The organism is Ruegeria sp. BI11 (assembly GCF_056538005.1).
This window is the reverse complement of sequence record NZ_JBQFSM010000009.1, coordinates 34,100-55,888: the sequence shown is the minus strand read 5'-3', so window position 1 is coordinate 55,888 and position 21,789 is coordinate 34,100. Positions and strand designations below refer to the sequence as shown.

Below are 21,789 nucleotides of genomic sequence, written 5' to 3'. Positions count from 1 at the left end.
GCAGCCCTATGCCGACGACCCAAGGGATTTCCTATGAAACACGCGGAACTTGTGACATTTGGCAGCTCGGGGCTGGATCGCGCGGCGCATATTCGGAGCGATTTCACCCGATTGACACGGGCGCGAACCCATCCGCAAGCGACCTGTTTGTTGCTTTGGCGCGGCAAACCGCTGGTACAGGGAGAGAGTTTAGACCGGCTTGGGCTGATTCCCATGACTCACCGGTTGGTTGAAAACGGCCCGGGCGGCAGTATTGAAGAACCCGTGTTTCTGGGCTTGTCGGAAGGGGATCCGGTCTTTGCGCTGGATATCTCTGACTGGTCGCCCGAGGGGTTGGACCTGTCGCAAGTCGGCGCTTTCGTTGATCCGTCGGAACAGCAGCACCCGGACCTGCCGCAAGGCCACGTCTTTGCCGAGCTGCGCCGGATCATGACCCGTTTGTCTGCCCGCGATGCAGAACTGGCGGCGGCGGCAAAGGCCGTCATCGGCTGGCACGAAACACATCGGTTTTGCGCACGTTGCGGTGCCCCTAGCCAGGTATCGCAGGCCGGGTGGCAGCGTAGTTGCCTGGAATGCGGCGGGCAGCATTTTCCGCGCACCGATCCGGTGGTCATCATGCTGATTACCCACGGGGATTCGGTTCTGATGGGGCGGTCTCCGGGCTGGCCCGAGGGGATGTATTCCTTGTTGGCCGGTTTTGTTGAGCCGGGGGAAACGCTTGAGGCTGCTGTGCGGCGCGAGGTGATGGAAGAGGCAGGTGTGCCTGTCGGACCGGTCAGCTACCTGTCCAGCCAACCCTGGCCGTTCCCGGCCTCGCTGATGTTTGGCTGTGCGGGTGAGGCGCTGTCGCGCCAGATCACCATCGATCCAGTGGAAATCGAAGACGCGATGTGGGTCAGCAAGCCCGAGATGATGCAGGCGTTTGCCGGGGAACATCCGGTTCTGCTGCCTGCACGCAAGGGGGCAATTGCGCATTTTCTTCTGCAAAACTGGCTTGCGGATACGCTGGACTGACAAAATACTAGACCCACAGACAAAGAGACCCACGAACCACTATGCAGTTTACGGCACGCGAAGACATCGAAGCCCCGATCAACGCGGTTTTCGAAATGGTCGCAGATTTTGAGCGGTTCGAACGCATGGCGATGCGCCGTGGGATCGAAGTGCGACGCATGTCGGGCCACATGGGCGTTGTGCCCGGTACGCAGTGGGAAACCGAGTTCAATCTGCGCGGCAAGCCCCGCCATGTTGCGATAGAGATGGCCGAGTGTGACCCTCCGGCCATGATGCAGTTTCAGGCCGCAAGCAAGGGCATGAATGGAGTAACAACGGTTGAATTTCTGGCCCTGTCGCAGCGCCGCACCCGCCTGAGCGTTGAGATGTCGCTGGCCGCGAAATCTCTGCCTGCTCGTCTATTGCTGCAATCGCTAAGGCTGGGGCAGTCGCGGTTCCGCCGGCAATTTCAACTGCGGCTCAGCGGGTTCGCCCGCGAGATGGAAGAGCGTCATCGGCACGGTTCCTAACAGAGGGCAACAATGGACAATCTGATCATCCGACAGGCCGGTTTGGACGATGTCGAAGGCATTTCGGACGTGTTGCAGGAAATTACGGCTGCAGGAAAACGCACCAGACCGAGCGATCCGGAATTTGTAGCCGCACATTATGTTGGGCACCCGGAACAGCTGATATGTGTCGTGGCAATCCGCGAAGCCCGCATACTAGGGTTTCAATCCATGAAGCAGGCGGTTGCAGACAATCCTTATGGGGTACAGATCGGCTGGGGGATCATCGGCACCCATATTCGACCCTCGGCTGCACGTTTCGGTGTTGGACGGGCCCTGTTTCAGGCGACATTGAAGGTCGCGAACGCGCAGGGCCTTCCCGCCATCGACGCCACCATTGGGGCAAGAAACGCGGAGGGCCTAGCCTATTACGCTGCCATGGGGTTCGTCGATTACAGATCGCACGAAGGGGCTGTGTGCAAAGCCTACACAGTCGGGTGAAACCGTGTCTTTACCCGCGCGGATGCGCTGCGGGGTAGACGCCCAGCACTTCGACGTTGGTGGTGAAATGCTCCAGCTCTTCCATGGCCAGCTGCACGTTGCGGTCGTCAGGGTGCCCCACGATATCGGCATAGAACTGGGTCGCGGTGAAGGAACCGTCGACCATGTAGCTTTCCAGCTTGGTCATGTTGATGCCGTTAGTGGCAAAGCCGCCCATCGCTTTATAAAGCGCCGCGGGAATGTTGCGCACCTGAAACACGAAGCTGGTGATCATGCCGTGCGGGCCGCGCCGAGACATGTCAGCCTGCCGCGACATCACCAGGAATCGCGTGGTGTTGTTATCCTGATCTTCGATGTGCCGCGCCAGCACGTTCAGCCCGTAGATTTCACCCGCCAGCTCACTGGCAAGAGCCGCAGAATGCAGATCGCCCTGTTCCGAAACCTCACGCGCGGCGCGCGCATTGTCGGGGCTGACACGACCGCGAATGTTGTGTTGTTTCAGAAAACCTGCGCATTGCGGCAGCAGAACCAGATGCGAATGCGCCTCGGTGACATCCTCAAGCGTCGCACCGGGGATCGCCAAAAGATTGATATGCACGCGCACGAAGGCCTCATCAATGATGCGCAACCCGCTATGGGGCAGCAGGCGGTGAATATCTGCCACCCGGCCATAGGTGGTGTTTTCGACCGGTAGCATCGCCAGATCCGCCTCGCCGGACCGAACCGATTCGATCACATCTTCGAAAGTACGACAGGGCAGGGCCTCCATATCGGGGCGTGCATTGCGGCAGGCCTCATGGCTATAGGCGCCTGGTTCTCCCTGAAATGCGATACGATTGCTCATTTGGACGATTCCATGCAACAAGTTGGTGAATTGGGCGTTTAGTCGCGGTGTCTATACCTTGCCTCTTGCAAGGGGAAGCCTTAGACACCCCGCAGACAGCTGAAATGGACACGCGATCAATGTTCGACACGATGACAGTTACCAAGGCCGCAGCAGGCCTGTTTGGCACCTTCTTGGTGCTGCTTCTGGCCAAATGGGGCGCCGAAGTGCTTTACCATGCGGATGGCCATGGCGAGACGGCCTCTTATATCATTGAAACTGAAAGCTCGGGCGAAAGCGCCGACGGTGAAGAAGTGGTATTCGAAGACATGCTGGCCGCTGCTGACCCGGAAAAGGGCGCCAGGGTGTTCCGTAAGTGTACCGCCTGCCACAAGCTGGAAGATGGCGCAAACGGCACTGGCCCGTACCTGTATGCAGTTGTGGATCGTCCGGTTGCATCGGCCAAAGGCTTCACTGGCTACTCGGCCTCGATGCAGGCGCATGGTGGCAATTGGACACCCGAAGCGCTGGACGCGTTTCTCGAGCGCCCAAGTGCTTATATCTCGGGTACTTCCATGAGCTTTGCCGGTCTGAAAAAACCGCAGGAGCGCGCCGATCTGATCGCATATCTGCAGACAATCGGCAACTGATCCTTTGATCAACTGCAAGATTTTCAAAGCCGCTGCCTCGCGCAGCGGCTTTTTTTTGCCTAAGAAAAACTTCACAAAGTGTTCACGCATTCTAAACTTGAACCTGACAGTGCTGGTCATTTAGCTGGCGCGTATAAGATTAAAGACAAAGGCGAAGCAGGGGATGAGCAATATGAGATCCGACAAAGTTTCCGTACAGGCGCGCGTATTGGATTTCAGGGGCTCGATACATGCTTTGATGATGGGCGGCCTTCTGGTCTTGCTGGCGGCAACACAGCTGATTGCCGAAGAAAAGATCATCAAAAGCCACGGATTCTCGGAATTCGGTGATCTGAAATACCCCGAAGGCTTTGCCCATTTCGACTATGTGAATCCAGAGGCGCCGCGGGGCGGAGAGCTATCTTACGCTGCGCAGGGTACCTTTGACAGTTTCAACCCGTTCACACGTCAAGGCCGTGCCGGTGCACGATCCGCGGATCAATACGAATCCCTGCTGGTTCCGTCTTATGATGAACCTGCATCCTATTACGGTCTCTTGGCCGAAAGCCTGGAATACCCGGAAAGCCAGGATTGGGTGATCTTCAATATGCGGCCCGAGGCGCGGTTCTCGGACGGTAGCCCTGTGACTGCCGGGGATGTGGTGTTTTCCCACAACTTGTTGCTGGATCAGGGACTTAAGTCTTATGCGGACGCCGTGCGCAAGCGAATCCCTCGCGCTGAGGCACTGGATGAGCACAGGGTCAAATTCTATTTCGCGCCGGACATCCCGCGCCGGGCGTTGATCTCTCAGGTTGGCGGTACTCCGGTGTTTTCCAAAGCCTGGTTCGAAGCCGATCCGGAAAATCGGCGTCTGGACAAGTCGCGCCTGGTGCCGGGGATTGGGTCCGCGCCTTATTTGCTGGACAGCTACGACATCAACCGGCGCATCGTCTACAAGCGCAACCCCGACTATTGGGGTGATGACATCAATGTAAATGTCGGCCGCAACAACTATGACACCATCCGGATCGAGTATTTCAGCGACTCGATCGCCGCGATGGAGGGGTTCAAAGCGGGCACTTTCACCCTGCGGCAAGAAAACAACTCGAAAAGCTGGGCCACGGCTTATGATTTTCCGGCCATTGCCAATGGCAACGTAATCCGGGCCGAACTTAAGGACGGGGATGTGCCCGCAGCCTCGGGTTTCATCATGAACCTAGATCGTCCGCAGTTTCAGGACCCCCGTGTCCGTGAGGCCGTGCAGCTGGGCTATAACTTCGAATGGACCAATGAAAGCTTGCAATACGGCCTGTTTCAGCAACGCAGCTCGTTCTGGGAAGGCACGCATCTTGAGGCCACAGGCCTGCCCGAAGGGCGCGAGCTTGAGGTGCTGCAAGCCCTCGGAGATGCCGTCGATCCGGCGGTTCTGACAGAAGAACCCATAAGCGCCCACGAATCCCGCCCCGCACGTCAGAATGACCGCCGCAATCTGCGCGCTGCGATGAAGCTGCTGGACGAGGCCGGTTGGCTGGTCGGCGATGATGGCATTCGCCGGAACGACAAGGGAGAGGTTCTGTCGATCGAATTCCTGTCGGACCAGCCCACGCTGGACCGCATTATTCAACCCTTTGTCGACAACCTGCGTGCCATGGGGATCGACGCGAACTACAACCGCGTCGACAATGCCCAGTTCACTCTGCGCCGCCGGGATCGGGATTTCGACATGATCGTCGGCGGCTATCCTACATCTCTGCAGCCATCGACTGGCCTGTACCAGCAGTTCGGGACCGAGGCGGCATCATATTCCGTGTTCAACCCATCGGGCGCGCATGGCCCTGATATTGAGCCGTTGATCGACAACATCGTCGCCGCCACCGAAAGCGAAGAGCTTTTTGCCAATGTCCGCGCGCTGGACCGTGTTCTGCGGGCCAAGCGGATCATGGTACCGACGTGGTATCTGGGCAAGTACTGGGTCGCCTATTGGGACATGTATGAATACCCCGAAAACTTGCCACCCTATGCGTTGGGCGTCGAAGACCTGTGGTGGATCAACGCCGCGAAAGAAGCCGAGTTGAAATCGTCAGGCGCCTTGAGGTAATTCGCCCCCATGGGAGCATATATTCTAAGACGCCTGTTGCTGGTCATCCCAACCCTGCTTGGGATCATGATCGTCAACTTCACGCTGGTTCAGTTCGTCCCCGGCGGTCCGATTGAACAGATCATCGCCCAGATGGAAGGGGGCGGTGACGTATTTGAAGGCATCGCCGGTGGCGGTAGCGATATCGAGCAGCAAACCGGTGGCGCCAACGACCGCTATGTTGGCGCGCGTGGCCTGCCGCCAGAGTTTATCGAAGAGCTAGAGAAAGAATTTGGCTTCGACAAGCCTCCGGTCGAGCGGTTCCTGACCATGATGGGCAACTATCTGACGCTGGATTTCGGCGAGAGTTATTTCCGTTCGATCAGCGTTACTGATCTGGTTTTAGAAAAGATGCCAGTCTCGATCTCGCTGGGCCTGTGGTCGACGCTGATTGCCTATCTGGTCTCGATCCCGTTGGGCATTCGCAAGGCCGTCAAGGACGGATCGCGGTTCGATACCTGGACCAGCGGAACCATCATTGTAGCCTATGCTATCCCCGGTTTCCTGTTTGCGATCCTGCTGCTGGTCTTGTTCGCAGGTGGCTCTTACTGGCAGATATTCCCTCTGCGGGGGCTGACCTCCGACAATTGGGACAGCCTCAGCTTGCTTGGCAAGATCTTCGACTATTTCTGGCACATCACCTTGCCCGTCATTGCCTTGACGATTTCGGCCTTTGCGACGCTGACCCTGCTGACCAAGAACTCGTTTCTGGATGAGATCAAAAAACAATACGTGATGACCGCCCGCGCCAAGGGCCTGAGCGAGGGCAAGGTACTTTATGGCCATGTATTCCGCAACGCCATGCTGATCGTGATCGCAGGCTTTCCGGCGGTGTTCATCGGCGTCTTCTTCGGAAGCTCGATCATCATCGAGACGATCTTCTCACTGGACGGTCTGGGCCGTCTGGGGTTCGAGGCGGCGGTGGCGCGCGATTACCCGGTGATCTTCGGCACGCTTTTCATCTTTGGCTTGATGGGCCTTGTCGTCGGTATCGTCAGCGACCTGATGTATGTGCTGGTCGACCCGCGCATCGATTTCGAAAAGCGGGAGGGGTAAATGGCACTCTCCCCTCTCAACCAGCGCCGCTGGCGCAACTTCCGCCGCAATGGGCGAGCCTTTTGGTCGCTGATCATTTTTTCGGTGCTCTTCGGCCTGTCCCTGTTTGCGGAGTTCATCGCGAACGACAAGCCGATCCTCGTGAAATACCGGGGTGAGTTCTATACGCCGATCTTCAACTTTTATGCGGAAACCGAGTTCGGTGGCGATTTCCAGACCGAAGCGATCTATCGTGACCCCGAGGTGCAGTGCCTGATCGACAGCGGTGGTCTTGAGGAATGTTTCGACGATCCTGAAGGCATCATTGATGAGATTAAGGCCGGTACGTTTCAGGCTGAAGGTTATGAAAAAGGCTGGGCGATCTGGCCGCTGATCCCCTATTCCTTCAACACCAGCGTGGATCGTCCCGGTGCCGCGCCGCTGCCGCCTAACGGTCAGAATCTGCTGGGTACCGATGACACCAAGCGCGATGTGTTGGCACGGGTGATATACGGCTTCCGGCTGTCTATCCTTTTCACGCTGATGGTGACTGGCGTGGCCAGCCTGATCGGCATCTTTGCTGGGGCCATTCAGGGGTTCTTTGGCGGCTGGCTTGACCTGGTGTTCCAACGGATTATCGAGATCTGGTCGGCCACCCCATCGCTCTACGTCATTATCATCATGTTTGCCATTCTGGGCCGAAGTTTCTGGCTGCTTGTGGCGCTGATGATCCTGTTCAGTTGGACCGGATTGGTGGGCGTTGTGCGGGCCGAATTCCTGCGGGCGCGCAACCTGGAATATGTCCGTGCCGCGCGGGCGCTGGGTGTGGGCAACATGACAATAATGTTCCGCCACATGCTGCCCAACGCAATGGTCGCGACGTTGACTTTCATGCCCTTTATCGTGACCGGCACCATCGGCGGTCTGGCCTCGCTGGATTTCCTAGGCTTTGGATTGCCGTCTTCAGCGCCGTCACTGGGCGAGTTGACCTTGCAGGCAAAACAGAACCTGCAGGCACCGTGGTTGGCCTTCACCGCGTTCTTCACCTTCGCCATCATGCTTTCGCTGCTGGTCTTCATCTTTGAAGGCGTACGCGATGCGTTTGATCCCAGAAAGACGTTCTCATGAGCCTTTTGGATGTTAGAAACCTCCGGGTCTCGTTCAAGCAGGACGGGCAGGTCAGCGCTGCGGTCAAAGGTGTGTCGTTCACCGTGGATCGGGGGGAAACCGTCGCTTTGGTTGGGGAATCTGGGTCGGGTAAGTCGGTCACAGCGCTATCAACCGTTTCGCTGCTGGGCGACAGTGCGATCGTCGAAGGCTCGGTCACATATGACGGGGACGAGATGATCGGCGCGTCGCAAGACAAGCTGATGGATGTGCGTGGCAACGATATCAGCTTTATCTTTCAGGAGCCGATGACCTCGCTGAACCCCCTGCACACGATTCAAAAACAGATGGCGGAATCGCTGGCCCTGCATCAGGGACTAACCGGAGATGCTGCGCGCACGCGTATTGTCGAGTTGCTGACCAAAGTTGGTATCCGTGACCCGCAAGATCGGCTGGACAGCTATCCGCACCAATTGTCCGGTGGGCAGCGCCAGCGAGTCATGATTGCCATGGCGTTGGCCAATAAGCCCGACATTCTGATCGCGGATGAGCCGACAACCGCGCTGGACGTGACTATTCAGGCGCAGATCCTAGAATTGCTGGCCGAGCTGCAGAAATCCGAAAATATGGGGATGCTGTTCATCACTCACGATCTGGGTATCGTGCGGCGTATCGCCGATCGGGTTTGCGTAATGAAGGATGGTGAGATCGTCGAGACCGGTGCCACCGCCGAGATTTTTAACAACCCACAGCACCCCTATACGCGGAAACTGCTGGGGGCTGAGCCTTCGGGTCACCCTGATCCCGTTGCCGCCGAAGCCGAAGAGGTTGCCAGAACCGATCACCTCAAAGTCTGGTTTCCGATCCAGCGCGGATTTCTGAAACGTACCGTGGGCCATGTGAAGGCCGTGAACGACGCCACGCTCAGCGTGCGCGCCGGTGAGACGGTGGGCATTGTCGGCGAAAGCGGATCGGGCAAGACGACATTGGCGCTGGCAATCATGCGGCTGATAGCCTCCGAGGGCGGCATCACCTTCCGAGAACAAGACGTACGCCGCTGGTCCACGCGAGAGTTGCGACGGCTGCGTAAAGACATGCAGATCGTGTTCCAAGACCCGTTCGGCAGTCTCAGCCCGCGGATGACCTGCATGCAGATCATTGCCGAAGGGTTAGCAATTCATAAGGTCGACCCACACCGTGCCCCCCGCGAGCTGGTGGCCGAGGTGATGACCGAGGTTGGTCTGGACCCCGCCGCAATGGACCGTTACCCACACGAATTCTCGGGCGGGCAGCGTCAGCGTATTGCCATTGCGCGAGCCATGGTGCTGCGGCCCAAGTTGCTGGTGTTGGACGAACCAACCAGCGCGCTGGACATGACAGTGCAGGTGCAAATCGTCGATCTACTGCGTAATCTGCAACGGAAATACGGGCTGGCCTATCTGTTCATAAGCCATGACCTGAAGGTCGTGCGCGCGATGTCGCACAAGGTGATTGTCATGCGAAACGGTGATGTTGTCGAGATGGGCACGGCCGAAGATTTGTTCGAGAACGCCCAGACGGATTACACCCGCGAATTGATTGCGGCTGCGGGATAGGACGGGTGCCAACCCGCCTGTTACGCTTTACAGGCCCAGATCTTTCTTGATCTTGTTGAATTTACTTTTTTGCGTGTCGCCTTTGACCTGCTTTTCGTACTTGTGCTTATACCAGTCGGATTTTTCAGGAAGGTAGCGCTCCCAGATGGTTCCGTCCGGGGCCGTTACGAACTCCCAACACTCTTCGTACAATTCCGATTTTGTTTGTCCGTTTTCGGGCCAGTACCAGGTTGTTTCGTTGCACAGTTTTCCCTTGTTCGTAACGAACCACTTGCCAATACCAATTGTGTCTCCATTCTTCCCAACACCGTGCATGGTTCCGTTTGGAGCCCAATAAAACTTGCTGCCACGACTCCAGTTAGATGTTTTTCCAGAAAACAGTTGCGCAATTTGCTGCGGGTCAGTGGCTGTTGCGCCTTTGGGTTTGCCTTTGGCAAATGCGTCGCCCGCGTTGACGAGTAGAATGCCGGCAATTGCAACGGTGCTAAGGATGGTTTTTGAATACCCCATATCTAAGGCTCCTCTCTAATGATTACTTAAAAAAAGGGCGTGGCCCCGAGGTTTCTTCTGACCGGCGTACCGGTCAGAAGAGATCTGAAGATATCATTGTGCGTTTGCGGTCTCGCGCGATGCGGATTTGGGTACAGGCCCGCGCAGCTCTTCATAGTGATCAAAGCTCAGCTTGACCCAGCCTGTGCCGCGTGTGGCGCTGGCGAGGGTTCGGTGAAGCTCATCCTCGGCCACGGCGGGCAGTTGGGCGTTGAAAATCTCCCAGCCCGAGGCATTGGGATTGCCTTCAAAGCCCAGAACTTGACCTTGCAGCGAACTGATGGTCGGAACCAGATCACCCACGAAATCCGAAGGCAGATGGATTTCTGCGCTCAGAATCGGTTGCAGGACCACCGGTTTAGCTTGGGGCAGTGCCTCGCGCACGGCATTTTTGCCTGCGGTGCGGAAGGCATAGTCTGAACTGTCCACATTGTGGTGCTTGCCATCGCTCAGGGTCACTTTCACATCAACCACCGGGAAGCCTTCGGGCCCCTGTGCCAGCGCATCTTTGGCTCCGTGTTCGACTGAGGGGATATAGTTCTTGGGCACCGCGCCGCCCTTGACGATCTCCTCGAACTGGAACCCTGACCCGCGCGGCATCGGCGCGACCGAAATCACCACATCGGCGAACTGTCCCGCCCCGCCGGATTGCTTGCGGTGGCGGTGACGGTGTTCCACAGGCGCGCGGATGGTTTCGCGATAGGCAGTTTCGACCGTGTCGGCGGTGATTTCAATTCCGAAATCTTCGTCCAGCTTGGCGGTGACACGACGCATGTGTTGCGGGCCTTGCGAGCCGAGGACTGCGTGACCGCTCAGCTCATCCTGTTCCAGATGCAGACCGGGGTCAATTTCGACCAGACGGCTTAGGGCGTTGGATAGACGCACGTCGTCCCGTTCATGGGTGGGCGACACGATCTGCCGATGCGCTGCAGGGTGCGAGGCCGCCCATTCGGGCAGCGGTGTCGACGAAGCGCTGTCATAGAGGTTGCCAGGGTTCAGGTGGTCCGATTTCACGGCCAGCCCAATCTGCCCTGCGGGCAGTTCGGAAATCTGCGTCTTGGCATCCAGCGTGGTTAGGTTGCCGACGGTTTCACCGCCCAGATTCTCATGCGCTTTCACTCCCGCGCCCAGCCCGCGCAGAACGACAATCTTGCCGATATGTTTCTTCACATCCGCGAATCCGGCGATGGCGCGGGCGTTTTCTGCCGCTTCGTCGCGCCCGGCAGCGATGTCAAATTCCGGCGCTTCGTGCCGCAGGGCCTTCATCAAACGGGTCAGCCCGTTTCCATGGCTGGCCGCGCCCAAGCAGGCGGGTATTAATTGATGGTTCTGCAGCACCTGCGCGGCCAGATCGTAAACCTCGGCGCTGGGTGGTTGCTTATCCTCGATCAGTTGCTCAAGCAGGTTATCGTCGAAATCCGACAGGGTTTCCAACAATTCCGTGCGGGCCTCTTGTTCGCGGTCCTCAACCGATTGGGGCAGTTCGATAAGGGCCGAGGGCTGACCCTCTTGATATTTCCACGCCCGTTCCGAGATCAGATCGACTGCGCCGACGATCGTGTCGCCCTCGCGGATCGGCACCTGACGCAGGGCGATGTGGTGGGTGCAATAGGTTTGCAACGCCGCGATGATGTCACGAATCCGGCCATTGGGATTGTCCATACGATTGATGAACAGGAAGCAGGGAATGCCTGCCTCTTCGACCAGTCGCAGGTAAGGGGCGCACAGGACGGCAGCCAGCGGATCGGGTGGTACAACCACCACGGCGGCGTCCGAGATCGCCATGGCCGGGCCGACATAGGCCAGATTGTCGCCGCCGCCATCGACATCAATGGCGCACCAGGGTTCGTCTAAATAAGAAAAACCGTGCAAATGCACGGTTCCGGATACGTCGAATGTGGTGGACCGGCCATCGAGGCGGCTGATGGCCTCGACCAGAGTGGTTTTGCCCGATTGGCTGGGGCCGAGGACGGTGAAAACGCGCATGGGTGCTGTCCCTCTTTCAAATTGCATATCGGCTGCACGAAAGGCATAGCCTTACGCGAATGCGTCGGCGCGAACTGTCTGGTACTGGGCCTGCCTCAGGCGCGGGCGGGTTCCGCCCGCCCTGCAAGTGTGGAAAAAACCGACCCGTCGCGTCAAGCCCTGACCTGCTTTGGCGTCAGATGGCTGAACTGTGGCCGGCTACGCTCAGGTCATAAGCATCAAAACTGCGGGCGATCATGCGGGTCAGCGGACGGGCCTCGGGTGGGATGAAAAGCCCGTCCTCGGTAATCTGCAATAGACCGTCAAAGGCAGCGTTGGCGGCCTGATACATGGCTTGCAGCTCAGGCCCGGTGATGTCGTGATCGCGCAGAATCTCGGCGGTGTTGATCTGGAAATCGCACATCAGTGCTTCGATCAGTCGGGCGCGTAGAACGTCCTGCCCTTTGAACAGATGCCCGCGCGAGGTCGAGAATCGCCCTTCACGGATCGCCTTGGTATGGGCGGATGTCGCGGGTGCGTTCTGGGCATAGCCTTGCGGAAAGCGCGAGATCGAGCTGGCACCGACGCCGATCAGAACCTCGGCCTGATCGTCGGTGTAGCCCTGAAAGTTCCGCTTCAGCCGCCCCGCTTTCAAGGCGTGGGTCAGACCGTCATCCTGCGTGGCAAAGTGGTCGATGCCAATCTCGGCGTAGTTGTCCCAAAGGAACAGACGACGCGCGGTGTCGAACAAGTCCAGACGTTGCTCGGGGGTGGGCAGGGCGTCTGACGGGATCAGCTGCTGCCGCTTGGCCATCCACGGCACATGTGCATAGCCATAAAGGGCGACGCGATCCGGACTAAGCGACAGAAGTTTCTGCACGCTTTCCGTCATCCGCGTTTTGGTCTGATGCGGCAGGCCATACAAGATATCCGCGTTCAGGCTGTGGATGCCACGGGCGCGGATCATGTCCACGGCCTTGCGGGTGACGTCATAGCTTTGGATACGCCCGATGGTCTTTTGAATCTCGTCATCGAAATCCTGCACCCCGATCGAGGCCCGGTTCATCCCGGCCTCGGCCAGTGCGTCCAGGCGGGCCTCATCAATCTCGTTCGGGTCGATTTCAACCGAGAATTCGGCGTTCGGGCCCAGCGGCACCACGTCCAGAATCCGCGCGGCCAGATCCCGCATCAGATCCGGGTTTAGCAAGGTCGGCGTGCCACCGCCCCAATGCAGGCGCGACAGGGTGACGTCCTTGGGCAAGCGTTCAGCCAGCAGGTCCAACTCAGCTTTCAGCACGTCTACATAGGCGATCACCGGGTTGTCGGTTTGTGTCCCTTGCGTGCGGCAGGCGCAGAACCAGCACAGTCTGCGACAGAACGGGACGTGGATGTACAACGACACTTCGCTGCCCGGTTTAAGACCGGAAATCCAGTCAGCATAAAGGCTTGACCCCACGTCGTTATTGAAATGGGGGGCGGTGGGATAGCTTGTGTAACGCGGGACTTTCGCGTCAAATAGTCCAAGCTTGGCCAATTGTGGTTTCACTATCATGGCGATAGCTTTAAGGGACGGGCCGCCTAGATGCTTTGACCGAGATCAAGTGGAAACGTGCATGACTTCGATTACCAAATTCGACCATACAAACTGCGGAGACTGCCCCATCCGCCATCGTGCGGTATGCGCCCATTGTGATGTGGATGAGCTGGAAGAGCTTGAGGACATTAAATATTATCGTAGCTTTGAGGCGGGTCAAACGATCATCTGGTCGGGGGATCATATGAATTTTGTGGGCTCTGTCGTGTCGGGAATCGCCTCTCTGACTCAAACGATGGAGGATGGTCGCACTCAGATGGTCGGCCTTTTGCTGCCCAGCGATTTCGTCGGGCGGCCGGGCCGTGATTCTGCGCCTTATGATGTGCAGGCAACAACCGATCTGGTCATGTGTTGTTTTCGCAAAAAGCCGTTCGAAGAATTGATGAATAACACGCCGCATATCGCGCACCGCTTGCTTCAGATGACGCTGGATGAATTGGATGCGGCACGCGAGTGGATGCTGGTATTGGGGCGCAAGACTGCTCGGGAAAAAATTGCCAGCCTGCTGTCGATCATTGCTCGGCGCGATGCGTCGATAAATCAAAAGGGAAATACGGGGCCGATCGTGTTCGATTTGCCGCTGACCCGCGAGGCGATGGCGGATTACCTTGGCCTGACGTTGGAAACGGTCAGCCGACAAATCTCGGCCCTGAAAAAGGATCAGGTCATCACACTGGAAGGCAAACGCCACGTGACGATTCCGGATATGGGCCGCCTGATGGAAGAGGCGGGTGATGACACGGATGGGGGTTTTCTTGTCTGACACGCTTGCGGCGTGACTGGACCGGCTGGCCGTGTTTAACTGAGGTTAAGTGAAGCAAACCTCAGGAGTAAGTCATGGGATTCAGTAGCATTCTGGCGATGCTGTTCATCGGCGCGATCGCCGGGTGGCTGTCGGGTAAGATCATGGAAGGCCGCGGCTTTGGCCTGATCGGCAATATTATTGTCGGTATTGTAGGTGCGTTTCTGGCCGGTTTGATTTTTCCCGCACTGGGCTTTGCCGTGGGTGGTGGTGTCTTTTCATCTATTTTCTTTGCCACCATCGGCGCGATCATCCTGTTGTTCCTTATCGGTCTGGTGAAAAAGTAAAAACCGCCCCAGGGGGGGCGGTTTTTAATAGGTCTGCATTAGTGCGCCAGGAACACCGGAACCGCTGCCTGTTCCAACATGTTACGCGTCGCGCCGCCCAATATGGCCTCGCGGAACCGCGAATGCCCGTAGGCCCCCATCACGATCATGTCTGCCTCGGTGTCTGCGGCATGCCGGTTCAGGATGTCCGATACCCGGGTCATGGTTTTGCTGAGCACATCAATCTCGCACTTCACCCCATGACGGGCCAGCATTTGCGACAGCATGCCGCCCGGGTCCGACCGGTCGGGGCCGTGGCGGGGTGGATCAATCACGACGATGCGCACCAGGTCTGCCTGAATCAGAAACGGCAGGGCGCGTCGGATGGCCCGCATGGCCTCGACGCTTTCGTTCCAGCCGATCAGAATATTGCCGGGTCGTCCGAACGGGGTCGCATCGTCCGGGACGACAAGAACCGGCGCGTGACCTTCGAACATGGCGGCCTCGACAATGGGCTCGGCCTCGGCGTCGCGATCCGGCCCGTAGGGTTGCGGCAAAATCACAAGATCGGAGAATCGCGCGCGATGCGCGACATGGCGCCCGATATCAGCAATCTGCGCAACGCCACTTTCCGCTGACCAGCGGATTCCGGTCTTGCCCAGGTAGTCTTTGGCAAAGGCCAGCACCTCTTCGGCTTCGGCATTTGCGCGGTTCAGCGTCTCCTGCAGAATCAGGGCATTTGCGCCGGCGTAGTAATACCCGGTCTGACTGCGATCGACGCCCAGACACAGGGCCTCGGCATGTGCGTCCTGTGTTTCTGCAAGCGCGGCCATTTGCGCCAAAGATGCGCCACTTTGGCCCGTTTCCGTCATCACTGTGAGAAGAGATTTGTAAGCCATTTTGACCTCTTGTCGTCCGAGCCTGTCTGCCTGCGGCCCTATGGCCCAGTTGTCAGTTTACGATTGTCACAGAAATCAGTGTATTGTCTTGACACAGATCAAAGTAATTCTGGTCGCCGTTCGACACAACAGCAGCCAGTCAAAAAGGTCTTGCGAAAAACTAAGAACCGCGCAGGGCATGGCAAAGGGACGCAATATGTCAAATTACATCAAGCTGATCGTGCTTGGTCTGGTCGTGGTCTTTACCGCGATCGGGTCCAATTACGCACGCGATTTGGCGTATCAGGTGCATTCGATTCTGGTGATGCTGATCGCCGGTGGTTTGTTCATCTGGACGCTTCGAAACACCGATGAGCCAGATATTCTCGTGGACCGCTCGGGTGAGTATATGGATGGCGTGATCCGCTATGGCGTGATTGCAACCGCCTTTTGGGGCGTGGTCGGATTCCTGGCGGGGACATTCATCGCGTTTCAGCTGGCCTTTCCGGCGCTGAATTTCGATTGGGCGCAGGGGTATCTGAACTTTGGCCGTTTGCGTCCGCTACACACTTCAGCGGTGATCTTTGCCTTTGGTGGCAACGCCTTGATCGCAACCTCATTCTACGTGGTGCAGCGCACCAGCGCCGCACGTCTGTGGGGTGGCAACCTAGCGTGGTTCGTGTTCTGGGGCTATCAGCTGTTCATCGTGTTGGCCGCGACCGGCTATGTTTTGGGTGGTACCCAGTCTAAGGAATATGCCGAGCCCGAATGGTATGTAGACCTGTGGCTGACCATCGTTTGGGTGGCCTATCTGGCGGTTTACCTTGGCACGATCGTCAAGCGGAAAGAGCCGCACATCTATGTTGCGAACTGGTTCTATCTGGCCTTTATCGTCACCGTTGCGATGTTGCATCTGGTCAACAACATGACCCTTCCGGTCAGCATCTGGGGTTCGAAATCGGTCATCGTCTGGTCGGGTGTTCAGGATGCCATGATCCAGTGGTGGTACGGTCACAACGCAGTGGGCTTCTTCCTGACTGCAGGCTTCCTGGGCATGATGTACTACTTCATCCCGAAACAGGCCGAGCGCCCGGTGTTCAGCTATAAACTGTCGATCATCCACTTCTGGGCACTGATCTTCCTGTATATCTGGGCCGGTCCGCACCACCTGCATTATACCGCACTGCCTGACTGGGCCTCGACTCTGGGCATGGTGTTCTCGATCATCCTGTGGATGCCTTCGTGGGGTGGTATGATCAACGGCCTGATGACCCTGTCGGGCGCATGGGACAAGCTACGTACAGACCCTGTGATCCGCATGATGGTGATCTCGGTCGGCTTCTACGGCATGTCCACGTTCGAGGGTCCGATGATGTCGATCCGCGCTGTGAACAGCCTCAGCCACTATACTGACTGGACCATTGGTCACGTGCATTCGGGCGCGCTGGGCTGGAACGGCATGATCACCTTTGGAGCGCTGTACTTCCTGGTGCCTGTCCTGTGGAAGCGTGAGCGTCTGTATTCGCTGCAGATGGTCAGCTGGCACTTCTGGCTCGCCACGATCGGCATCGTTCTCTATGCCGCGTCGATGTGGGTCACCGGTATCATGGAAGGCCTGATGTGGCGCGAAGTGGATGCCAACGGCTTCCTGGTGAACTCGTTCGCTGACACTGTGGCGGCTAAGTTCCCGATGTATGTTGTGCGTGCACTGGGCGGCGTGATGTTCGTCGCTGGCTCGCTGATCATGTGCTACAACCTGTGGATGACTGTGCGGAAAGCGCCGGCCAAAGAGGCCAGCCTGACCGTCGCGGTCCCGGCTGAATAAGGAGGGCCGGAGCAATGGCAATTCTCGACAAACATAAGATCCTCGAGACCAACGCGACCCTCCTGCTGATCTTCAGCTTTCTGGTCGTAACCATCGGTGGCATCGTGCAGATCGCTCCGCTGTTCTGGCTGGAGAACACCATTGAGAAGGTGGAGGGCATGCGCCCTTACACCCCTCTCGAAATGGCAGGCCGGGATATTTACATCCGCGAAGGGTGCTACACCTGTCACAGCCAGATGATCCGCCCCATGCGGGATGAGGTCGAACGCTATGGCCACTATTCGCTGGCGGCTGAGTCGATGTATGACCACCCGCACCAGTGGGGGTCCAAGCGTACCGGGCCCGATCTGGCGCGTGTTGGTGGCCGGTATTCGGACCAATGGCATGTTGATCACATGCGTGACCCGCAATCCGTGGTGCCGGAATCGGTGATGCCGAAATACGGGTTCCTCGAACATCGGAAATTGGACGGCAAGTACATCGCTGACGTCATGAAGGCCAACGCGGCAGTGGGCACGCCCTATACTGCTGAGATGCTGGAAAACGCCCAGGCGGATTTCCGGGCACAGGCTGATCCTGACAGCGATTATGACGGTTTGCTGGAGCGCTATGGCGACAAAATCAACGTTCGCAACTTTGACGGTCAGTCCGACCTGACCGAAATGGATGCGGTGATCGCCTATCTGCAAATGCTGGGCACGCTGGTTGATTTCTCGACCTTCACCCCGGATCCAAGCCGCTAACAGGAGGGTGTGATGGAAGAATATACACTCTTACGACAATTCGCGGATAGCTGGATGTTGCTCGCCCTGTTCATCTTCTTTGTTGGCATCGTGATCTGGGTTTTTCGCCCCGGTGCCAGCAAGGAATACAAGGACACCGCCAACATCCCCTTCCGGCATCAAGATAAACCCGCCGAATCCGAGGAGGCGAGGAAATGAGCAAGACCCCTGAAAAACAGCCGGGTGATCCGAACACAACCGGTCACAGCTGGGACGGCATCGAAGAATTCGACAACCCGATGCCACGCTGGTGGCTGTGGACCTTCTACGCAACTATTGTCTGGGGCGTGATCTACACAATCATGTATCCGGCATGGCCGCTGGTGCAATCCGCCACGGCTGGCGTGACCGGCTGGTCGTCACGCGGCGAGGTCCAGGAAGAGATGGTCGCGTTTCAAGAGGCCAACGCGCCGTGGAATGCCAAGCTGGTGGAAACGCCGCTGGAAGACATCTCGAAAGATCCTGAACTGCAGCAGTATGCGGTGAACTCGGGCGGTGCAGTTTTCCGTACCTGGTGTGCGCAGTGCCACGGTTCGGGTGCGCAGGGCGCGCCGGGCTTCCCGAACCTGCTGGATGATGCTTGGCTTTGGGGTGGGACGCTTGAGGATATCGAGCACACCGTTGCTTACGGCATTCGCAACGAAGAAAGCGACGATGCGCGCTATTCCGAGATGCCGGCCTTTGGCGAGATTCTGGAGCATGAAGAAATCACGCAGGTGGTTCAGTACGTCATGTCGCTGACCAATGCGCAGACTGATGATGCAGCGGCGCAGGCGGGCAAGGTTGTCTTTGCAGACAACTGCGCAGCTTGCCATGGTGAAGACGGCAAAGGCGATATAACGCAAGGCGCTCCAAACCTGACCGATGCCATTTGGCTTTATGGCGGCAGCGAAGAGGCTTTGACCGAAACTGTCACCTACAGCCGATTTGGCGTGATGCCGTCTTGGGAAAACCGTCTGACCGACGCGCAAATCCGCGCGGTCACGGCTTATGTCCACCAGTTGGGTGGCGGTCAGTAACGGCAAAAGAATACCTTCGGACGGTTCGCCGCCCGAAGGTTAGGCACCGGCTGTTCCATCTGTTCGCGCGTTTCCTGAACAGCCGGTGCTACAATCTCAGATTAGTTCCCCGTTCTGATGGGGTCCAGAGGGCCCGTCATTTCGCACGGGAACGTGTGACGCGCTTTTCTTCCATCCACAAATAATCCTCGGGGCTTGGTTTGTGGTTTTGCGGCGTGGTGCCCTCGTCTGTTTGGGTGGCCACCATGAATGATTTCGCAAGGATCGACAGCATCTGATCTCTCCTGAAGTTGTGTTTGCCTGGGTTTAAGATTGATCTTTCGCGCGGAAAATGCGACTCAATTGGCGTTTGGTTATGTAATCTAGGCTTACATATGGACTGGATGAAGATGCCTCCCCTCGCATCGCTAAAGGCTTTTCATGCCTTCGCGGAGACGGGGAATGTGGTGAAAGCTGGCGCCTTGTTGAATGTCAGCCACGCTGCCATCAGCCAGCAATTGCGCGCGCTAGAGAAACACCTGGGGACGGCCCTGTTAGACCGCAGCGGAAAGTCGATGACATTGACGGCCGAGGGTGAAAAGTTGGCCCGCGCCTTGCATCTGGGATTTGGCGCGATTGGCGACGCCGTGGCTGATCTGGCCCACATCGCCGAGGATCGTCCAGTTCATATCTCGTTGACCGCCGCTTTTGCTGCTTCGTGGCTGATGCCACGCTTACCTGCGTTTCAGGCCGAATACCCTGACATTCCTTTGGCATTGGACCCTTCGCCTGAACAGGTCAGTCTGCGGCCGGGTGGTGTGGAGGTGGCGATCCGGTACGGCGATGGAAATTGGTCCGGTGTGAACGACGAGCTGCTTTTACAAAGCCCAATTGTGATTGTCGCTGCGCCTTCGCTGTTGGGGGATAGGGTGTCGATGACACCGGATGAACTTAGCCAATTACCTTGGCTGGAAGAGCTTGGCACGACCGAGGCCACTTCATGGTTAGCCCGGCAAGGGGTCGCGCATGGTCCAAGCGCCGGGCGTATTGCGCTGCCAGGAAACCTGGTGCTTGAAGGGCTACGTGCTGGGCAGGGGGTAACCGTCACTGTGCGGCATTTTGTTGAGGCCGATATCCGTGCGGGGCGCCTGACCGAATTGTTTTGCGAAACCGGTTCTCAAGGGTATCATATTGTAACGGCTGATGCGCCATTGCGTCCCGCCGTCAAGACATTTGTGACGTGGCTCAGGCGGCAATCTGGTCGCATGTGACAAAAGGTGTCTGTGCGATGCGCTTTTGACCCATGTCAAAGAGACTACTTGTGTGATCTGGGACAAGACGCCGAAAAGACAGCCACATCTGGAGCCAGCCCGTGAGCGATTCCGACCCCGCCCCAAGTCTTTACGCTGCTAGGGAGCCGATCTTTCCCCGGCGTGTGTCCGGGCCGTTTCGAAATCTGAAATGGATTATCCTCGCGGTCACATTGGGCATCTACTATGTGACGCCTTGGATCAGATGGGATCGCGGCCCCAGCCTGCCGGACCAAGCGGTGTTGCTGGATCTGGCGAACCGGCGTTTTTACTTTTTCTGGATCGAAATCTGGCCGCATGAGTTCTATTTCGTGGCCGGTCTTCTAATCATGGCCGGTCTGGGACTGTTCCTGTTCACCTCGGCGCTGGGGCGCGTGTGGTGTGGCTATGCCTGTCCGCAAACGGTGTGGACGGACCTGTTCATTCTAGTCGAGCGCTGGATCGAAGGGGACCGCAACGCCCGCTTGCGGCTGCACCGGCAGGAAAAGCTGGATTTCCGCAAGGCTCGGCTGCGTGTCACGAAATGGACGACATGGATCCTGATCGGTCTGGCAACGGGCGGGGCCTGGGTGTTTTATTTCGCCGACGCGCCCACGTTGATGCGGGATCTGGTCACCGGCAATGCCCATCCGGTTGCCTATACGACCATTCTGATTCTGACAGGCACCACGTTCCTGTTCGGCGGCTTCGCCCGCGAGCAGATCTGCATTTATGCCTGTCCGTGGCCGCGCATTCAGGCTGCGATGATGGATGAGGATACGCTGGTCGTCGGGTACCGCGAATGGCGCGGTGAGCCACGCGGCAAGGGTAAACGCACCGCCAATTCCGAATTGGGCGACTGCATCGACTGCATGGCCTGCGTGAATGTCTGCCCGGTTGGGATCGACATTCGAGATGGACAGCAGCTGGAGTGCATTACCTGCGCGCTGTGTATCGACGCCTGTGACGACATGATGGCCAAGATCGGCAAGCCGCGCGGCCTGATCGACTATATGGCACTCAGCGATGAGACCCGAGAACGGGCAGGGGAGCCGCCCAAGAATGTCTGGAAACATATCCTGCGGCCCCGCACGATTCTGTATACGGCCTTGTGGTCGCTGGTTGGCTTTGCGCTGCTATTTGCGCTGTTCATACGGTCCGATATCGACCTGACCGTCGCACCCGTGCGCAACCCGACCTTTGTCACTCTGTCTGATGGTACGATCCGCAACACTTACGATGTGCGCCTGCGCAACAAGCATGGCGAGGACCGGCCGTTCCAACTGTCGTTGGCAGGTGACCCGGCCTTGCAGATTCAGATTGAGGGTATTGAAGGTGAGATTGTAAATGTCACGGCAGATACGGCGCAATTGACCCGCGTTTATATCGTTACTGCAGGCGACACAGGACCAGCCGCTGCGGACGCGACGTCAGTCCGCATCTGGGTCGAGGATCTGGAAAGTGGCGAGCGCGCATTTAAGGACACCACCTTCAATGGGCGAGGGAACTAAG

Annotated in this window: 22 protein-coding genes; 16 read left to right on the top strand and 6 right to left on the bottom strand. The window is 57.7% G+C overall.

The window, feature by feature from the left end:
- The first annotated feature begins 33 nt into the window (after window positions 1-33).
- The 3 genes from nudC to ACR0DT_RS17885 are packed head-to-tail and all read left to right on the top strand — an operon-like array spanning window position 34 to window position 2,003.
- On the top strand, window positions 34-1,014 hold the full coding sequence (gene nudC, locus ACR0DT_RS17895; protein ID WP_480712048.1) for an NAD(+) diphosphatase: 981 nt from the start codon (window positions 34-36) through the stop codon (window positions 1,012-1,014).
- Window positions 1,015-1,055: 41 nt separating this feature from the next.
- Window positions 1,056-1,523, top strand: a complete 468-nt coding sequence (locus ACR0DT_RS17890; protein WP_480712047.1) for an SRPBCC family protein — start codon at window positions 1,056-1,058, stop codon at window positions 1,521-1,523.
- A gap of 12 nt (window positions 1,524-1,535) precedes the next feature.
- Window positions 1,536-2,003 carry an N-acetyltransferase family protein gene (locus tag ACR0DT_RS17885; RefSeq protein ID WP_480712046.1) on the top strand — a complete coding sequence of 156 codons (468 nt, stop codon included), beginning with the start codon at window positions 1,536-1,538 and terminating at the stop codon, window positions 2,001-2,003.
- A gap of 10 nt (window positions 2,004-2,013) precedes the next feature.
- Here the strand turns inward: ACR0DT_RS17885 and ACR0DT_RS17880 are convergent, their stop codons facing one another.
- A complete protein-coding gene (locus tag ACR0DT_RS17880; RefSeq protein ID WP_480712045.1) occupies window positions 2,014-2,847 on the bottom strand; it encodes a prephenate dehydratase in 834 nt (277 codons plus the stop codon).
- A 119-nt stretch (window positions 2,848-2,966) separates the two neighbouring features.
- Here ACR0DT_RS17880 and ACR0DT_RS17875 point away from each other — a divergent pair, with 119 nt between their 5' ends.
- From ACR0DT_RS17875 to ACR0DT_RS17855, 5 genes are all read left to right on the top strand, one after another.
- Window positions 2,967-3,476: a c-type cytochrome gene (locus tag ACR0DT_RS17875; RefSeq protein WP_480712193.1), complete on the top strand. Its 510-nt coding sequence runs from the start codon at window positions 2,967-2,969 to the stop codon at window positions 3,474-3,476.
- 163 nt (window positions 3,477-3,639) lie between these two features.
- Window positions 3,640-5,553 carry an extracellular solute-binding protein gene (locus ACR0DT_RS17870; protein WP_480712044.1) on the top strand — a complete coding sequence of 638 codons (1,914 nt, stop codon included), beginning with the start codon at window positions 3,640-3,642 and terminating at the stop codon, window positions 5,551-5,553.
- A gap of 9 nt (window positions 5,554-5,562) precedes the next feature.
- Window positions 5,563-6,648, top strand: a complete 1,086-nt coding sequence (locus ACR0DT_RS17865) for a microcin C ABC transporter permease YejB (RefSeq protein WP_480712043.1) — start codon at window positions 5,563-5,565, stop codon at window positions 6,646-6,648.
- Window positions 6,649-7,755: an ABC transporter permease gene (locus ACR0DT_RS17860; protein ID WP_480712042.1), complete on the top strand. Its 1,107-nt coding sequence runs from the start codon at window positions 6,649-6,651 to the stop codon at window positions 7,753-7,755. It abuts the gene before it with no gap.
- Window positions 7,752-9,329 (top strand): ABC transporter ATP-binding protein, encoded by a 1,578-nt coding sequence (locus tag ACR0DT_RS17855; protein WP_480712041.1) that lies wholly within the window; start codon window positions 7,752-7,754, stop codon window positions 9,327-9,329. The genes ACR0DT_RS17860 and ACR0DT_RS17855 overlap by 4 nt, the downstream gene beginning before the upstream one ends.
- Window positions 9,330-9,356: 27 nt before the next feature.
- Here the strand turns inward: ACR0DT_RS17855 and ACR0DT_RS17850 are convergent, their stop codons facing one another.
- From ACR0DT_RS17850 to hemN, 3 genes are all read right to left on the bottom strand, one after another.
- A complete protein-coding gene (locus ACR0DT_RS17850; RefSeq protein ID WP_480712040.1) occupies window positions 9,357-9,839 on the bottom strand; it encodes a DUF995 domain-containing protein in 483 nt (160 codons plus the stop codon).
- Window positions 9,840-9,932: 93 nt separating this feature from the next.
- Window positions 9,933-11,864 carry an elongation factor G gene (locus tag ACR0DT_RS17845; RefSeq protein WP_480712039.1) on the bottom strand — a complete coding sequence of 644 codons (1,932 nt, stop codon included), beginning with the start codon at window positions 11,862-11,864 and terminating at the stop codon, window positions 9,933-9,935.
- Between the two features lie 175 nt (window positions 11,865-12,039).
- Window positions 12,040-13,395 carry an oxygen-independent coproporphyrinogen III oxidase gene (hemN, locus tag ACR0DT_RS17840; RefSeq protein ID WP_480712038.1) on the bottom strand — a complete coding sequence of 452 codons (1,356 nt, stop codon included), beginning with the start codon at window positions 13,393-13,395 and terminating at the stop codon, window positions 12,040-12,042.
- A gap of 61 nt (window positions 13,396-13,456) precedes the next feature.
- Here hemN and fnrL point away from each other — a divergent pair, with 61 nt between their 5' ends.
- Both fnrL and ACR0DT_RS17830 read left to right on the top strand, forming a co-directional pair.
- Entirely contained in the window at window positions 13,457-14,200 is a 744-nt protein-coding gene (gene fnrL / locus ACR0DT_RS17835) for a transcriptional regulator FnrL (protein WP_480712037.1), read from the top strand.
- Between the two features lie 74 nt (window positions 14,201-14,274).
- On the top strand, window positions 14,275-14,526 hold the full coding sequence (locus ACR0DT_RS17830) for a GlsB/YeaQ/YmgE family stress response membrane protein (protein ID WP_058283041.1): 252 nt from the start codon (window positions 14,275-14,277) through the stop codon (window positions 14,524-14,526).
- Window positions 14,527-14,564: 38 nt separating this feature from the next.
- On the opposite strand, the gene ACR0DT_RS17825 is transcribed toward ACR0DT_RS17830, so the two are convergent.
- The gene (locus ACR0DT_RS17825) at window positions 14,565-15,404 is read right to left on the bottom strand and encodes a universal stress protein (RefSeq protein ID WP_480712036.1); all 840 of its coding nucleotides are present in this window, start codon (window positions 15,402-15,404) and stop codon (window positions 14,565-14,567) included.
- A 196-nt stretch (window positions 15,405-15,600) separates the two neighbouring features.
- Between ACR0DT_RS17825 and ccoN the strand changes: the two genes are divergently transcribed.
- From ccoN to ccoP, 4 genes are read left to right on the top strand one after another with little or no spacing between them, the layout of a single operon-like run.
- Window positions 15,601-17,208, top strand: coding sequence for a cytochrome-c oxidase, cbb3-type subunit I (gene ccoN / locus ACR0DT_RS17820; RefSeq protein WP_480712035.1), 1,608 nt, complete (start codon window positions 15,601-15,603; stop codon window positions 17,206-17,208).
- A 14-nt stretch (window positions 17,209-17,222) separates the two neighbouring features.
- A complete protein-coding gene (gene ccoO, locus ACR0DT_RS17815) occupies window positions 17,223-17,951 on the top strand; it encodes a cytochrome-c oxidase, cbb3-type subunit II (RefSeq protein WP_480712034.1) in 729 nt (242 codons plus the stop codon).
- A 12-nt stretch (window positions 17,952-17,963) separates the two neighbouring features.
- The gene (locus ACR0DT_RS17810; RefSeq protein ID WP_480712033.1) at window positions 17,964-18,149 is read left to right on the top strand and encodes a cbb3-type cytochrome c oxidase subunit 3; all 186 of its coding nucleotides are present in this window, start codon (window positions 17,964-17,966) and stop codon (window positions 18,147-18,149) included.
- Complete coding sequence (gene ccoP, locus ACR0DT_RS17805) at window positions 18,146-19,009, top strand: cytochrome-c oxidase, cbb3-type subunit III (protein ID WP_480712032.1); 864 nt, start codon at window positions 18,146-18,148, stop codon at window positions 19,007-19,009. Before ACR0DT_RS17810 ends, ccoP begins: the two co-directional genes overlap by 4 nt.
- 136 nt (window positions 19,010-19,145) lie before the next feature.
- Here the strand turns inward: ccoP and ACR0DT_RS17800 are convergent, their stop codons facing one another.
- Window positions 19,146-19,283, bottom strand: coding sequence for a hypothetical protein (locus ACR0DT_RS17800; RefSeq protein WP_480712031.1), 138 nt, complete (start codon window positions 19,281-19,283; stop codon window positions 19,146-19,148).
- A 100-nt stretch (window positions 19,284-19,383) separates the two neighbouring features.
- Here ACR0DT_RS17800 and ACR0DT_RS17795 point away from each other — a divergent pair, with 100 nt between their 5' ends.
- Complete coding sequence (locus tag ACR0DT_RS17795; protein WP_480712030.1) at window positions 19,384-20,259, top strand: LysR family transcriptional regulator; 876 nt, start codon at window positions 19,384-19,386, stop codon at window positions 20,257-20,259.
- A 101-nt stretch (window positions 20,260-20,360) separates the two neighbouring features.
- The gene (gene ccoG / locus ACR0DT_RS17790) at window positions 20,361-21,788 is read left to right on the top strand and encodes a cytochrome c oxidase accessory protein CcoG (protein ID WP_480712029.1); all 1,428 of its coding nucleotides are present in this window, start codon (window positions 20,361-20,363) and stop codon (window positions 21,786-21,788) included.
- The last annotated feature ends 1 nt before the right edge of the window (window position 21,789 follow it).

Coding starts and splice junctions, on each gene's coding strand:
- nudC (WP_480712048.1), top strand. CDS start 34: ATGAAACACGCGGAACTTGTGACATTTGGCAGCTCGGGGCTGGATCGC.
- ACR0DT_RS17890 (WP_480712047.1), top strand. CDS start 1,056: ATGCAGTTTACGGCACGCGAAGACATCGAAGCCCCGATCAACGCGGTT.
- ACR0DT_RS17885 (WP_480712046.1), top strand. CDS start 1,536: ATGGACAATCTGATCATCCGACAGGCCGGTTTGGACGATGTCGAAGGC.
- ACR0DT_RS17880 (WP_480712045.1), bottom strand. CDS start 2,847: ATGAGCAATCGTATCGCATTTCAGGGAGAACCAGGCGCCTATAGCCAT.
- ACR0DT_RS17875 (WP_480712193.1), top strand. CDS start 2,967: ATGTTCGACACGATGACAGTTACCAAGGCCGCAGCAGGCCTGTTTGGC.
- ACR0DT_RS17870 (WP_480712044.1), top strand. CDS start 3,640: ATGAGCAATATGAGATCCGACAAAGTTTCCGTACAGGCGCGCGTATTG.
- ACR0DT_RS17865 (WP_480712043.1), top strand. CDS start 5,563: ATGGGAGCATATATTCTAAGACGCCTGTTGCTGGTCATCCCAACCCTG.
- ACR0DT_RS17860 (WP_480712042.1), top strand. CDS start 6,649: ATGGCACTCTCCCCTCTCAACCAGCGCCGCTGGCGCAACTTCCGCCGC.
- ACR0DT_RS17855 (WP_480712041.1), top strand. CDS start 7,752: ATGAGCCTTTTGGATGTTAGAAACCTCCGGGTCTCGTTCAAGCAGGAC.
- ACR0DT_RS17850 (WP_480712040.1), bottom strand. CDS start 9,839: ATGGGGTATTCAAAAACCATCCTTAGCACCGTTGCAATTGCCGGCATT.
- ACR0DT_RS17845 (WP_480712039.1), bottom strand. CDS start 11,864: ATGCGCGTTTTCACCGTCCTCGGCCCCAGCCAATCGGGCAAAACCACT.
- hemN (WP_480712038.1), bottom strand. CDS start 13,395: ATGATAGTGAAACCACAATTGGCCAAGCTTGGACTATTTGACGCGAAA.
- fnrL (WP_480712037.1), top strand. CDS start 13,457: ATGACTTCGATTACCAAATTCGACCATACAAACTGCGGAGACTGCCCC.
- ACR0DT_RS17830 (WP_058283041.1), top strand. CDS start 14,275: ATGGGATTCAGTAGCATTCTGGCGATGCTGTTCATCGGCGCGATCGCC.
- ACR0DT_RS17825 (WP_480712036.1), bottom strand. CDS start 15,404: ATGGCTTACAAATCTCTTCTCACAGTGATGACGGAAACGGGCCAAAGT.
- ccoN (WP_480712035.1), top strand. CDS start 15,601: ATGTCAAATTACATCAAGCTGATCGTGCTTGGTCTGGTCGTGGTCTTT.
- ccoO (WP_480712034.1), top strand. CDS start 17,223: ATGGCAATTCTCGACAAACATAAGATCCTCGAGACCAACGCGACCCTC.
- ACR0DT_RS17810 (WP_480712033.1), top strand. CDS start 17,964: ATGGAAGAATATACACTCTTACGACAATTCGCGGATAGCTGGATGTTG.
- ccoP (WP_480712032.1), top strand. CDS start 18,146: ATGAGCAAGACCCCTGAAAAACAGCCGGGTGATCCGAACACAACCGGT.
- ACR0DT_RS17800 (WP_480712031.1), bottom strand. CDS start 19,283: ATGCTGTCGATCCTTGCGAAATCATTCATGGTGGCCACCCAAACAGAC.
- ACR0DT_RS17795 (WP_480712030.1), top strand. CDS start 19,384: ATGGACTGGATGAAGATGCCTCCCCTCGCATCGCTAAAGGCTTTTCAT.